This window comes from Lentisalinibacter salinarum, assembly GCF_040706555.1.
In the GTDB taxonomy this organism is placed as follows: domain Bacteria; phylum Pseudomonadota; class Gammaproteobacteria; order Steroidobacterales; family Woeseiaceae; genus Lentisalinibacter; species Lentisalinibacter salinarum.
Map to the genome: position 1 here is coordinate 642,412 of NZ_JAPDRH010000002.1, position 12,809 is coordinate 655,220.

General features: G+C 67.9%; 12 protein-coding genes. 5 read left to right on the plus strand and 7 right to left on the minus strand.

Features of this window, described 5'->3' with window-relative positions; all coding sequences use genetic code 11:
* Nucleotides 1-3: 3 nt before the first annotated feature.
* The gene (gene plsB / locus ACJMKZ_RS05940) at nucleotides 4-2,502 is read right to left on the minus strand and encodes a glycerol-3-phosphate 1-O-acyltransferase PlsB (RefSeq protein WP_405232269.1); all 2,499 of its coding nucleotides are present in this window, start codon (nucleotides 2,500-2,502) and stop codon (nucleotides 4-6) included.
* 74 nt (nucleotides 2,503-2,576) lie between these two features.
* Between plsB and otsB the strand changes: the two genes are divergently transcribed.
* From otsB to glk, 4 genes are all read left to right on the plus strand, one after another.
* Entirely contained in the window at nucleotides 2,577-3,347 is a 771-nt protein-coding gene (otsB, locus tag ACJMKZ_RS05945) for a trehalose-phosphatase (RefSeq protein WP_405232270.1), read from the plus strand.
* Between the two features lie 70 nt (nucleotides 3,348-3,417).
* Entirely contained in the window at nucleotides 3,418-5,205 is a 1,788-nt protein-coding gene (locus ACJMKZ_RS05950; RefSeq protein ID WP_405232271.1) for a glycoside hydrolase family 15 protein, read from the plus strand.
* A gap of 10 nt (nucleotides 5,206-5,215) precedes the next feature.
* Nucleotides 5,216-6,604 carry an alpha,alpha-trehalose-phosphate synthase (UDP-forming) gene (gene otsA / locus ACJMKZ_RS05955; RefSeq protein WP_405232272.1) on the plus strand — a complete coding sequence of 463 codons (1,389 nt, stop codon included), beginning with the start codon at nucleotides 5,216-5,218 and terminating at the stop codon, nucleotides 6,602-6,604.
* Nucleotides 6,601-7,581: a glucokinase gene (glk, locus tag ACJMKZ_RS05960; RefSeq protein WP_405232273.1), complete on the plus strand. Its 981-nt coding sequence runs from the start codon at nucleotides 6,601-6,603 to the stop codon at nucleotides 7,579-7,581. Before otsA ends, glk begins: the two co-directional genes overlap by 4 nt.
* 99 nt (nucleotides 7,582-7,680) lie before the next feature.
* Here glk and ACJMKZ_RS05965 read toward each other — a convergent pair whose 3' ends face one another.
* From ACJMKZ_RS05965 to ACJMKZ_RS05985, 5 genes are all read right to left on the minus strand, one after another.
* Entirely contained in the window at nucleotides 7,681-8,283 is a 603-nt protein-coding gene (locus ACJMKZ_RS05965; protein WP_405232274.1) for a DUF2059 domain-containing protein, read from the minus strand.
* A complete protein-coding gene (locus ACJMKZ_RS05970; RefSeq protein WP_405232275.1) occupies nucleotides 8,280-8,666 on the minus strand; it encodes a hypothetical protein in 387 nt (128 codons plus the stop codon). The genes ACJMKZ_RS05965 and ACJMKZ_RS05970 overlap by 4 nt, the downstream gene beginning before the upstream one ends.
* 111 nt (nucleotides 8,667-8,777) lie before the next feature.
* Nucleotides 8,778-9,317, minus strand: a complete 540-nt coding sequence (locus tag ACJMKZ_RS05975; RefSeq protein ID WP_405232276.1) for a macro domain-containing protein — start codon at nucleotides 9,315-9,317, stop codon at nucleotides 8,778-8,780.
* 51 nt (nucleotides 9,318-9,368) lie between these two features.
* Nucleotides 9,369-10,523, minus strand: a complete 1,155-nt coding sequence (locus tag ACJMKZ_RS05980) for a serine hydrolase domain-containing protein (RefSeq protein WP_405232277.1) — start codon at nucleotides 10,521-10,523, stop codon at nucleotides 9,369-9,371.
* A gap of 1 nt (nucleotide 10,524) precedes the next feature.
* Nucleotides 10,525-11,334, minus strand: a complete 810-nt coding sequence (locus tag ACJMKZ_RS05985) for a CPBP family glutamic-type intramembrane protease (protein ID WP_405232278.1) — start codon at nucleotides 11,332-11,334, stop codon at nucleotides 10,525-10,527.
* Nucleotides 11,335-11,501: 167 nt separating this feature from the next.
* Between ACJMKZ_RS05985 and wrbA the strand changes: the two genes are divergently transcribed.
* Nucleotides 11,502-12,104: an NAD(P)H:quinone oxidoreductase gene (gene wrbA / locus ACJMKZ_RS05990; RefSeq protein WP_405232279.1), complete on the plus strand. Its 603-nt coding sequence runs from the start codon at nucleotides 11,502-11,504 to the stop codon at nucleotides 12,102-12,104.
* Nucleotides 12,105-12,126: 22 nt separating this feature from the next.
* Here wrbA and ACJMKZ_RS05995 read toward each other — a convergent pair whose 3' ends face one another.
* The gene (locus ACJMKZ_RS05995; protein ID WP_405232280.1) at nucleotides 12,127-12,795 is read right to left on the minus strand and encodes a hypothetical protein; all 669 of its coding nucleotides are present in this window, start codon (nucleotides 12,793-12,795) and stop codon (nucleotides 12,127-12,129) included.
* Nucleotides 12,796-12,809 lie beyond the last annotated feature (14 nt).

Consider the following 12,809-nt stretch of genomic DNA (forward strand, 5'->3'; position numbering starts at 1 on the left):
GCCTCAGGCCTGTTCCCGCTCCGCCTCTTCGGGCGGCAGCTCGCTCACGGTGGTGCTGAGGATGTGGTGGCAGAGCTGTTCGCCGAGTACCTGGCGGGCGTCTTCCTCGACGCGCACCAGGTCCTCGCCGAACGCCAGCCGGCCCTCGGCGTCGACGGAGAGCACGTCGCCCTTGCGCAGCGTGCGGATAAATTCCTGGAACAGCTTGCGGTCGAAGAAGTCCGGCGAGCGCAGCCCGGAGACCATCGACAGGCGCTGCGCCGAGAGTTCGCAGATACGCTCCAGCCGCCCCTGGGTGAGACGTCCCGACCCATAGCGCTCCAGCAGCGCGATGGTCATGTAGTAACGCTGCAGCATCGGCAGCATCAGGCGGCCGAGCTGGACCAGCTGGAAGGCGGCTGCGCTGCCCGCGCGGGGCCGGCGCAGCGTCTGGCCGTCCTCGGACAGACGCAGGAGCCCGAGGCCGGTGAGCTGGCCGATGACGTCGCGCACCAGCGTCTCCACCTCGCTTCCCCGCCAGCGCAGGAACAGCTCCACGCGCACGTACGGATAGGTCAGACCCACCAGGCGCACCACCTCGGCCAGTGCGAGCCGGCGACTCTGGATGAAGCAGGCGGCCACCAGACCCGGGACGGCCAGCAGGTGGAGCACGTTGTTCAGGAAATAGGTCATCAGCACCGCCTCGCTCTCCCGCATGAGGATGAGATCGCCGAGGGGATGCTCCTCGCGCCGGATGACGCCCATCTTCTCGCCATGGGCGATGACGGCTTCGGGCCCGAGTTCGGTGACCGTGACCGCGTCGCTGTAGGGGAAGCGACGCAGCAGCTCCAGCAGCAGCGTAAGCTGGCGGTGCAGCGTGGACTCCGGCATGGTCTGGCGGGGCGTCGCCAGCAGCGCCAGGGCCAGCAGGCTGATCGGCGTGACGGCAGCGGCCGCGTTGATGCGCCACATGATGCGGCGCTCCAGGTCGCCGACCACCTCCGGGAGCCAGGCCGGCCGTTCGCCCTCGATCAGCTCCTCGTCCCGCCAGCCCGGACGGTGCGCGTCCAGCAGCGCGGTGAGTTCCAGCGGCTCGCCCACGTTGACGTACACCTCGCCGAAGTAGTCGCGCAGCGTCCGCAGGGAGCGGATCAGGCCGAGCACGGTCTCTTTCTTTTTCTCCTCGCCCGAGAGCTCGCTGATGTACGCCTTGCCTTCCACCAGCTTCTCGTAGCCGAAGTACACGGGCACGAACACGACCGGACGGCGGGGATCCTGCAGGAACGACTCCACCGTCATCACCAGCATGCCGCCCTTGGGTTTGAGCAGCCGCCCGGTGCGGCTGCGCCCGCCCTCCACGAAGTACTCGATGCTGAAGCCGCGGGTGATCAGCGCCCGCAGATAGGCATAGAACACCGAGGCGTACAGGCGGTTGCCACGGAAGCTGCGGCGCAGGAAGAAGCCGCCGCCGCGCCTGAGGATGGAGCCCACCACCGGCAGATTCAGGTTCACGCCCGCGGCGACGTGGGGCAGCGACAGGCCCTGGTGATAGAGCACGTAGGACAGCAGGATGTAGTCCATGTGGCTGCGGTGACAGGGCACGTACACCAGTTCCCTGCCCTCGGCCACGGATTGCACCCGCTCGATGCCGTTCAGGCGGATGCCGTCGTAGAGCTGATGCCAGGCCCAGGTGAGCACCTTGTCCAGGAAGCGCACCATGGGGTAGGACATGTCGGCCGCGATCTCCCGGGCGTACTCCCGCGCCTTGCGCCGCAGCCGCTCGCGCTTGCGGGCATCGCCGCGGGACTCCTGGCTGATCACGCCGCGCACGCTGGCGCTGCGCACCACCCCGTTCACGAGCGTGCGGCGATGGGACAGATCCGGGCCCAGGGTCGCGACGCGGCGCTGGCGGAAATGCACGCGGAGTATCCGCGAGATCTTGCGCGAGGCGAGCCGCGCGCTGAGCCCCTCCGCCGCCACACGGCGCACGGACAGCGGCTCGCTGAAATGCACCAGCGTGGCGCGGCCGTAGAGGACCGTACTCAGGAACTTGCGCGTGCGGCCGCCGATATCCCACTGCTCGCTGAACAGCACCTTGAACCAGGAGCGTTCCTTCTCCGGCGCCCGGCCCCAGTAGACGGCCACGGGCACCAGCAACAACTCCTCGTCGCCCTCGCGGCCCGCGGCGGCCACCAGGCGCTCGAGCCGCGCCGATATCTGTTTGCGGCGGCGGCCGAACAGCAGACCCCGCGGGCTACGCAGCACGATCAGCGCCGTGGATTCCTCCTGCCCCGCAAACACGACGCCCTCCCCGGCCAGCGGCAGGTCGTGCCTTATGCAGGCCTGCTCCAGCGCGAGCCGATCCGCCAGCCCGCCGTACTCGAGGACATAGCAAACGCGGGTACCGGGCGGCGCCATCAGCTCCGCGGGCTGCTCCGGCAGCACGGCCGGTCTGATCCACAGGCGGGTGATGCGCGCGAGCAACCAGATCCAGGGCTGACGCAGGAATCTCGGGGCGATCATGCGGCGGATTCTACCGAATACCGGCCGCGCAGGTGTTTGCAAAGCGCGCCGCGGTGCGCAATGCTCGCACCGCCGTGACAACGACAGCAAAGAACCTGAAGCCTGCGCCGCCACTCGGCGACGCCCGTCGCTGGGCGCTGTTCCTGGACGTGGACGGGACGCTGCTCGGCTTCCGCGACGACCCCGCGGAGGTGGCGTCCAGCGCCGAGCTCAACGCGCTTTTGTCGCGTCTGGCCGAGCGGCTCGACGGGGCGCTGGCGCTGATCAGCGGGCGCCCGGTGCACGACATCGATCGGGTCTTCAGCCCGCTGGTACTGCCCGCCGCCGGCGCCCACGGCCTGGAGTTGCGCCGGCATCCCGACGACCCCGTGGAATACCGCGAGGGTGCGCAGCTGCCCGACGATGCGATGGACCGTCTGCAGACCTTCGTCGCGGGCCGTCCCGGCGTGCTGCTGGAACACAAGCCCCAGGGTGTCGCGCTGCATTACCGCCGCGCGCCGGCCGCGGGCCCGGCGGTCGTGGAGACCATGCGCGCCATCGGCGAAGACCTCGGACCCGGCTTTCGCCTGATGGAAGGCAAGATGGTCTGCGAGCTCATGCCGGCCGGTCGCAGCAAGGGCAAGGCCATCGAGGATTTCATGACCGTGGAGCCCTTCGCCGGGCGGCTTCCGGTTTTCGTCGGCGACGACATCACCGACGAGGCCGGCTTCTCGGTGGTGAACGAACTGGGCGGACACTCCATCCACGTCCGCGAGAGCGCCCGCCAGACCGGCACGCTGGCGCGCTGGTCGCTGCCGGACATCGAGGCGGTCTACGCATGGCTCGACGCGCTGGCGGACTCTTGACCGCGTCCGCTCTTCCCTCATTATCGGGATTTTTCGAGTCACTGAAGACGACGACGCAAAGGGGTCGCGCATGACGGATCTGAATCTCGGGGTCATCGGCAATTGCCAGATCGCCTCGCTCATCGACAGCCGGGGCGTGATGGTCTGGGGCTGCCTGCCCCAGTTCGACGGCGATCCCGTCTTCTGCCGTCTGCTGCGCAGCGAGGAAGACCGGGAACGGCCCGGCTACTTCGAGATCGAGCTGCAGGACTTCGAGCACGCCGAGCAGGAGTACGTGCCGAACACGCCGATACTGCGCACCACCCTGTACGACCGCCACGGCGGCGCCATCGCCATCACCGACTTCGCTCCGCGCTACCCCTACATGGGGCGCATGTTCCGGCCGATGATGCTGATACGCGCCGTCACGCCGGTGAGCGGCAGCCCGCGCATCCGAATCCGGCTGAACCCGGCGCGCGATTACGGGCGCAAGGCCTGCAAGACCCGCCGCGGCAGCAACCACATCCGTTACCTGGGCTCCGGCATGCGGATGCGGCTCACCACCGACGTCTCGATCACCCGGGTGCTGGACCAGTCCAGCTTCGTACTCGACCGGCCGGTACACCTGATACTCGGCCCCGACGAGTCCATCCCGGAGGCGGTCTCGGACACCTACCACAACCACCTGGAAGCCACCGAGCGATTCTGGCGCGGCTGGTCACGGGGCCTCGCCATCCCCTTCGAGTGGCAGGAAGCGGTGATCCGTGCGGCCATCACGCTGAAGCTCTGCACCTTCGAGGATACGGGCGCGGTGATCGCGGCCATGACCACCTCCATCCCGGAGGCCGCCGGCAGCGGGCGCAACTGGGACTACCGCTACTGCTGGCTGCGCGACAGCTACTTTGTGGTGAACGTGCTGAACCGGCTAGGCGCCACGAAGACCATGGAGGAGTATCTGCGCTACATCATCGACGTCTCCACCGAGGCCGGCCTGACCGAGCTGCAGCCCGTCTACGCCATCAGCGGCCGGGCGGACCTGACCGAGAGCGAGGTGGAATCGCTCTCCGGCTACCGCGGCATGGGCCCGGTACGCCTCGGCAACCAGGCCTACGAACAGAACCAGCACGACGTCTACGGCGCAGTCGTCCTCTCCTCCACGCAGATGTTCTTCGACCAGCGCCTCACGCATCCGGGCGGCATGGCGGAGTTTCAGCTGCTGGAGCAGCTCGGCGCCGTCGCGGTGCGGCTGCACGATCAGCCGGACGCCGGCCTGTGGGAATACCGGGGGCGAAAGAGAGTGCACACCTTCTCGTCGCTCATGTGCTGGGCGGCCTGCGACCGCCTGGCGCGCATCGCCACGCGGCTCGGCCTCGCCGACCGCGCGGCCTACTGGGGCCGACAGGCGCAGCACATCCACCGGGTCATCTGCGAGCAGGCCTGGGACGACAGGCAGCAGGCCTTCACCGAGAGCTTCGGGCGCCCGGAGATGGACGCGAGCCTGCTGATGATGCACTACCTCGGTTTCCTGAAGGCCGACGATCCCCGTTTCATCGGCACGGTGAACGCCATCGAGAAGCAGCTGCGCCGCGGTCATCACGTGTTCCGCTACGCGGCAGCCGACGACTTCGGCGAACCGGAAAACGCATTCAATATCTGCACCTTCTGGTACATCGATGCGCTGGCGTCCATCGGCCGGGAGGAAGAAGCGCGGGAACTCTACGAGCATATGCTGAGCTGCCGGAACCCGCTGGGCATGCTCTCCGAAGACATAGACCCGCGGGACAATTCGCTGTGGGGAAACTTCCCGCAGACCTACAGCATGGCCGGTATCATCGACGGTGCCATGCGCCTCAGCAAGAGCTGGGCCGAGGCCATCTAGGGAGCAGTACATGAGCGGCAACGGACGTCTGATCACCGTCTCCAACCGGGTGGCGATGCCGAATCCCAACCGGCCCGCGGCCGGCGGCCTGGCCGTCGGCGTGCTTGCGGCGCTGGAGGACGAAGGCGGCGTATGGTTCGGCTGGGACGGCAAACTGACCGCCAGCGACAGCCACGACCCGCAGCATGTCACTCGCGGCAAGATCACCTTCTCCACCATCGACCTGAACGAGCGCGAGTACGAGCTGTACTACAACGGCTTCAGTAACCGGGTGCTGTGGCCGCTGTTCCACTACCTGCTGAGCTACATGCTCTACGACCGCCGCGAGTTCGAGGCCTACCTGCGGGTGAACGCACTGTTCGCGCGCAAGCTGAAGCCGCTGCTGGAACCCGACGACATCATCTGGGTGCACGACTATCACCTGATCCCGCTCGCGGCCGAACTCAGGAACGCCGGTGTGGACCAGCCCATCGGCTTCTTCCTGCACGTGCCGTTCCCCGGTTACGACGTGCTGCAGGCGCTGCCCGACCATGAGTATCTGCTGCGCTCGCTGTCCGCCTACGACGTGGTGGGCTTCCAGACCGAGCGCGACCTCGCCTCATTCCGGGAAGCGATGACCCACCCGATCATCGGCGGCGAACTCGCGGAGGGCAATCGCATCGACGTCCCGGGCGGCTCGCTGATCGCCGACGTCTATCCCATCGGCATCGACGTCGACGGTATCGCAACCCTGGCGGAGGCCAACAAGGACACGGAGAACGTGCAGCGCATGCGCGCCAGCCTCGGCAACCGCGAGCTCCTGATCGGCGTCGACCGCCTCGACTATTCCAAGGGCCTCAGGCGACGATTCCAGGCCTACGAGCGCCTGCTGGAACGCTATCCCTCCAACCAGGGCAACCTCGTGTTCATGCAGATCGCGCCGCCCACCCGGGTGGGTATCCGCGCCTACGAGGAGATCCGCGCCCAGCTGGAGCGCACCGCCGGCCAGATCAACGGCCGCTTCGCCGACATGGACTGGGTGCCCATCCGTTACCTCAACAAGGGCTTCGATCGCCCGACGCTGATGGGCATGCTGCGCACCGCGCGGGTGGGGCTGGTGACGCCCATCCGCGACGGCATGAACCTGGTGGCGAAGGAGTATCTCGCCTCCCAGGATGCCGAAGACCCTGGCGTACTGGTACTCTCCAAACTCGCCGGCGCGGCCCACGAACTCACCGAGGCGGTGCTGGTGAATCCCTACGACACCGAGGACGTGGCCGACGGCATCAACCGTTCCCTGCACATGCCCGTGGACGAGCGCCGTGAGCGCCACGCCGCCATGATCGACACGCTGCGCCGCAACGACATCACCGCCTGGCGTACCCGCTTCGTCGCCGACCTCAGGAAGAAGCGGCGATGATCTCTGCAGGTCCCGACCGCTGGCTGATCGCGGATATCGGCGGCACCAACAGCCGGGTCGGCTGCTGGCGCCGCGGCCAGCCGCATCACCAGATCGAGCATCCGCTGGTCATGGAGAATGCAGCCTTCGAGAACATCGAGGACATGCTGCGCCATTATCTCGACGGCCTCGGCGGCACGCCGCCGGAAGCCGCCGGGCTCGCCGTCGCGGCCCCCGTCACCGGCAACGAGGTCGACCTGCTGAACATCGACTGGGCGTTCCGGCAGGACCGTCTGGCCGCGGACTTCGGCTTCTCCGAGCTCTACGTGATCAACGACTTCGAGGCCATAGCCTGCGCGCTGCCGTCACTGCCGGCCGAGGACTGCATCGACATCGGCGGCGGCGCCGGCCTGCCCGGCCGCAGCGTGGCCGTGCTCGGTCCGGGCACCGGCCTCGGCGTGGCCGGACTCGTCATGAGCGATGCCGGCTACATCCCGGTGAGCGGCGAAGGCGGACACATGACCCTGCCGGCGGTCAACGACGACGAGATGCGCGTGATCAAGCGCGTGCGCGACGAACTCGGCCACTGCTCGGCAGAACGCATACTCTCCGGCGAGGGCATCGGACGGCTGCATCAGGGGCTGCACGGCGGCGAGCGACCGAAAGCGCGGGAAGTCAGCGAGGCGGCACGCGCCGGCGACGAAGACGCCATTCGCACCTTCAACCTGTTCTTCGGTTTTCTCGGCACCGTCGCGTCGGACGTGGCGCTGGTGTTCGGCGCCCTGGGCGGCGTCTACATCGCCGGCGGCATCGTGCCGGCGAACCTGGGCCTATTCCGCCGCTCCGGCTTCACCGAGCGCTTCGTGGACAAGGGCCGCTACCGGGAGTACCTCGCGGGAATTCCGCTGAAGCTGATCACCGCGGCGACGCCGGGACTCACCGGCATGGCCGCATTCTGCGATCCGGACTCGAGCATCAGGACGCAAAGGACGCGGTAAGTCAGGACGAATCGCTCGTAAAGGCCGACGAGCACGAAACAGAGGCCGGCTACGAGCAGTGCGTATTCGGACCGGGCGATCTCCATCGGTCTGCCGGCGTCAATGCAGAGCGGAAGGCCACGCGACGTCCGGCGGGGCGTCGCCTGCCGCCCAGTCCGGCGTTTCCCGCTCTCGCGGGCTTCCGGATTCCATCTCGTCACGCAGCAGGGCCATCAGCCGCGGCTGGCTGTCAGCCATCAGGTTACGCATGATCCGGAGTGCCTCGGCCTCCAGGAGGGGCTGACGGTCGATCATCTTTCTGCCGACCGGCGAGCGGTAGAAATCGATCAGTTGCCGGAGTTCCGCTTCCTCGTAGACGTTCGTGTAGGCCCGGACGAACTCGGGTTCGACGCGCTCCCAGGACATTTCGCGGTCTATGAAGTCCCTCGCCAGGCTGAAGCACCGCTCGAACCGCCCCCGATCCTCCGGGCGGATGCCCGCCAGTTCGATCGACTCCATGATCATCGACAATGTCTGCGCCTGGGAGCGCTCCATCATCTCGCGGGAACGGGTGACCTCCAGCAACTCCGTGGCGGCGGCCGCATGGGTGGCTGCATTGCCGCCAGCCGCCGGGTCGCCCCCTGCTGGATCATCGTCCAGCGTAGCGCAGGAAGGGACAGCGAAAAGGACCACGAGAACAACAGTCAGTAACTGACGCATCATCGTCTCCTCCCTGATGGGCGGCCGCGTACCGGGCGCCGCGGCACAGCCGGCCCGACACTGATCCGCGAAACACCGAAACCGAGTATGAGCGCGACGAAGATCGTGGCCGCCTCGCGGAGCAGGTTACCGGCATCGATCAGGCCGACGGGGGTGAGAACGGCGAAGAGACCGTAGCCGACGCTCACGCCGCAGAACGCGGCGACGGCGAGGCGCCACAGCGGCGGGCGGGTATGCAGGCGGGCTATCGCCAGGCCGGTGCCGGTGCCGACGAACGCTGCGAGCGCATGCGCAAGGCTGAAAAACTGGCTCTCGCTGCCGCCGAAGCCCAGAACCAGCGCCACGAGCACCGACGTTGCGAGCGCATCAAGAAATGGATGTCCCACGTCCCCTGACGTCCCTGTCTACCATATGCGGGAATAAATTACCGCAAACTGACGAAGGAGTCACGATCGCGGGCCACGAAGGCCTGGCCGGCTACCGGTCGTCCGCGGCGCTCACCCCGCCGGCAGGGACTGGAGCGTCTCCTCGTACAGCGCCGCGTCGGCATCGCTGAACAGCACGAACCGGACGTGCTTCACGGCGGACAGCTTCGGCAACGCCTCCAGGACCGCGCCCAGTGCGATACGCGCCGCCGGTTCCGCCGGGAAGCCGAAAGCCCCGGTGGAGAGCGCCGGGAAGGCAATGGACGCCACCGAGTTTTCGTCCGCCAGCGACAGTGCCACGCGATAACAGGAGGCCAGCAATTCGTCGGACGGCTCGTCGCGACCGTAGACCGGCCCCAGACAATGGATGACGCAACGGTTCGGCAGATCGTGGGCGCCCGTCATCACCGCCTCGCCGGGCTGGATCGGCGCGTACTGACTGCCCTCCTCGGCCAGGCCCGGCCCCGCAGCGCGGTGGATCGCGCCGGCCACGCCGCCGCCGGTCTGCAGCTCCGCGTTCGCCGCGTTGACGATCACGTCCATGTCGGGCTGGTCGGCGATGTCGCCGCGGATGATCTCTATCGTGACGTCATTGATCGCCGTCTTTCTCATGGGGCCAGTCTAGGCAGACCGCCCGCCGACAACAATGGGCGACGGCACGCATCAACGCCCGATGACCGCCTCCGCGAGCCGCGCCTCGATCTCTCCCATGAGCTCGCTGCCCGGCTCGGTGAATCCGATGTCGGTGTTCACCTGGAAGGCGATCGTCACACCGTGATCGGCGTAATGGCGCAGGCTGGACGTGTAGCCCGGGATCCAGCCGGCGTGGCCGTACACGGCGCCGAAATGCCCGCCGCGGAACTCCGCAACCCCCAGGCCGTAGCGCGCGGCGGGCCGCGCCGGGTCGATCGGCGCCGAGGCGAGCAGCACCGGCAGGTAGTCTCCCGGCATCGCCGCCCCGCCGAACAGGGCGGCGCCCCAGCGCGCCAGATCCCGGGAATTGCTGACGAAGCCGCCGGCGGTCCATTCGAGTCCCGGATGGAAGGCCAGCAGCCCGTCCTCCGTGAGCGTCTTCGCCGGCAGCCCGAACGGGTTGTCGGCGGCCAGATGACCCGGCACCAACCCGGCCAGGTCGCGACGATCAGACGGCGAGGTATGCGAAAGACCGAGCGGCTCCAGGAACCGCCGGGCCACGCCCTCGTAGTAACCCTCGCGCGTCGCCTTCTCGATGACCAGTCCGAGCAGCACGTAGCCCGTATCCGTGTATGCGAAGCCCTCGCCGGGCAGAAACAGAGGCTCCTCGTCGAGTACGTAGCCGATCAACTCCCGCGGCGCGAACGAGCGGCCGGTCGCGAGCCGCTGGGCAAACTCGGCGCCGAAGGCCTCGTCGTAGACGTGGTCGGAGAGGCCCGATCGATGCCGGAGCAGGTGGCGCAGCGTGATCGTGTCATGGTTGGGCAGCCGCTCGTACCAGGGCTCGTCGCCCAGCCACTCGGCCAGGGGATCGTCGAGCCCGAGCCGGCCCTCGCGCGACAGAGCCAGCGCCATCGCACCCGTAAAGGTCTTGCCGATGCTCGCAGCCAGCATCCGGTCGTCCGGCCTCATCGGCATTTTGGCATGCATGTCGGCGAGCCCCGTCGCCGCGACCAACACCGAGCCGTCGGGCAGGACGCAGGCAGCCGTGGCGCCCGGGAAACCGTGCTCGGCGTGCAGCGCCTCCAGCGCGTCCCGGAACGCCTCCCCCGGTCCGGCCGCCGCTGGCAGGGCGACGGGGATGACGGCCAGCAGCCAGACCGCGGCCGCATACAGTCCTCTCATCCTAGGCATACGGTTTGGCATAGCGGCTCTCGACGACGCCGATCGCGGCGCCCTGCCGGCTGAACATCGCCGTGCGGTTCAGCCACACAACGACTACGGCCGCTGCGCAGAAGAGATACATGTCGTAAGGCTGGGCATCCGGCCATAGGGGATTGTTCAGCCAGAAATGGAAGAACAGCGGCAGGAGGATGCTCCCGCGCGAGGCATTGAACAGCGCCGTCACGATAAGCGCCGCCCCGACCGAACCCAGGAAGAAGGGCGTGAACGACCAAGCGCCCTGGGGCGTGCCACTCAGAAGGAAAGCCGGAAAATGCCAGAGCGCCCAAACGATACCCACCGCCAGACCGGCCCAGAAAGGCGCGAGCCGGCGCTGAGCCAGCGGGAGGGCCAGACCGCGCCAGCCGAATTCCTCGACCGGACCGAGAAACAGCATCAAGAGCAGCGCCGTCGCCAGCGAACCGGCCGTCCCCGACCATGCGGACCACTCGTCCAGGTCGCCTTTCAGTGCCACGCCCGCGACAAACAGCAGCGGGATGCCGAGCAGGACGAATGCATACCAGGCAGGCGAACAGCGCCACAGGGCAAGCCGGCGAAGGTAGCCCCGGAGTCCGCGCAGGCCGGCATACCGCAGCACGAGCACGACAGCGGCAATGCCGGGCGCCCATACGGCCAGATAGAACAGCGGGTTGCGGCCGCTGATCTCACCGAATACCGCCGTCACCGCATCGGGGGCGAACAGGAACAGGCAGAACACGCCCCAGGCGATGCCGAAGGTGATCAGGACGAACGGGACGAGTGCGGCGACGGGCACGGCGTCGACATTCTGCGCGGCCGGGGCGCCTGTCATGACGGCATCCTCGAGACTGACGAAACCGTATTGTCGGGACGGCGCAGCGCGGCGTCCATTGGTGATTCGCGCAAGAACTACCGGTAGCATCTGCGGTCGGGTTCGCAGGATCGATCAGCAGGAGACCAACGATGGCGCGAATACTCGTCCTCTACTACAGCATGTACGGCCACATCGAGACGATGGCGAAAGCGGTGGCCGAAGGAGCCGCCGGCGTCGAGGGAACCGACGTCACGCTGAAGCGGGTGCCGGAACTCGTGCCCGAGAAGGTGCTCGAAGAGTCGGGCGCCAAGACCAACCAGGACGCGCCGGTGGCCGAACCCGCCGAGCTGGCCGATTACGACGCCATAATCTTCGGCACGCCGACGCGCTTCGGCAACATGTGCGCGCAGATGCGGAACTTCCTGGACCAGACCGGCGGTCTGTGGGCGAACGGCAAGCTGGTCGGCAAGGTGGGCAGCGTGTTCACCTCCACGGCCTCCCAGCATGGCGGCCAGGAGACCACCATCACCTCTTTCCACAACACGCTGATCCATCACGGCATGGTGGTGGTGGGCGTGCCCTACACCTGCCGGGCGCTGACGACGATGGACGAGGTGATGGGCGGCAGCGCCTACGGCGCGGCTACGCTGGCGGATACGGACGGCAGCCGCACCCCGTCGGAGAAGGAACTCACGATCGCCCGCTTCCAGGGAGAGCACGTCGCGGGGATCGCGAAGAAGCTCGTCGCCTAGCGGCGGGCGGCTTGCCCGTCCGTCAGGCGAGCGCCGGCTTCACGACGCTCAGCACCGTAATGCCGGCAATCAACAGCCACAGGACGACGAGGACCGACGTCGCCCGCCGGTAACCCTGCCGCAGCCGGGACTCGAGCGCGGCGTCGCTGCCGTGCGCGCCGATCTCCTGCCATACCGCGAAATAGCGGACCAGCGCCAGCCGGATGCCGACGCCGCAGACGATGACGCCGGCGAAGAGGATCACCTTCCAGGCGAGCCAGCCCGGCGCCCGCAGGAGCCCGGTCAGCGACAGCGCACCGAGTACCAGCAACGCCAGCATCACGGCGTGGCGCACCGCATGATCGGCCAGCGCCAGCAGCGTTCCGGCAGAGGACTTGCGCCGGCGATGCGTCAGCTCCACCAGCACCAGCCATGCCGCCGCAAACAGCCCGGCGACGACGGCGAGCGCCGCGCCGCCCGGCAGATAGCCGTACAGGGCCGCCAGCGCGGTACCGAGGCCCAGCTGCAGTATCAGCGCGTAGCGCACGTGCTGGTCCACGTCCATGACGTGATCCAGCAGCCGGTCCCGCTCCGCGAACGGCAGGCCGTCCGCGTACGAGACGTAGCGGAAGGTGGAATTGATGACCAGCTCCGAGCCCAGCCAGTATCCGAGCACGGCGATGTGGGCGACCAGTAACGTCTGCAGCAGCATGGGCGTCGGCAGGC

What these genes read in the sequence shown, in the direction of transcription:
- ACJMKZ_RS05965 (WP_405232274.1), bottom strand. Translation starts at nt 8,283, where the DNA reads ATGATGCGTCAGTTACTGACTGTTGTTCTCGTGGTCCTTTTCGCTGTC.
- ACJMKZ_RS05980 (WP_405232277.1), bottom strand. Translation starts at nt 10,523, where the DNA reads ATGAGAGGACTGTATGCGGCCGCGGTCTGGCTGCTGGCCGTCATCCCC.
- ACJMKZ_RS05950 (WP_405232271.1), top strand. Translation starts at nt 3,418, where the DNA reads ATGACGGATCTGAATCTCGGGGTCATCGGCAATTGCCAGATCGCCTCG.
- wrbA (WP_405232279.1), top strand. Translation starts at nt 11,502, where the DNA reads ATGGCGCGAATACTCGTCCTCTACTACAGCATGTACGGCCACATCGAG.
- glk (WP_405232273.1), top strand. Translation starts at nt 6,601, where the DNA reads ATGATCTCTGCAGGTCCCGACCGCTGGCTGATCGCGGATATCGGCGGC.
- otsA (WP_405232272.1), top strand. Translation starts at nt 5,216, where the DNA reads ATGAGCGGCAACGGACGTCTGATCACCGTCTCCAACCGGGTGGCGATG.
- ACJMKZ_RS05995 (WP_405232280.1), bottom strand. Translation starts at nt 12,795, where the DNA reads ATGCTGCTGCAGACGTTACTGGTCGCCCACATCGCCGTGCTCGGATAC.
- plsB (WP_405232269.1), bottom strand. Translation starts at nt 2,502, where the DNA reads ATGATCGCCCCGAGATTCCTGCGTCAGCCCTGGATCTGGTTGCTCGCG.
- ACJMKZ_RS05975 (WP_405232276.1), bottom strand. Translation starts at nt 9,317, where the DNA reads ATGAGAAAGACGGCGATCAATGACGTCACGATAGAGATCATCCGCGGC.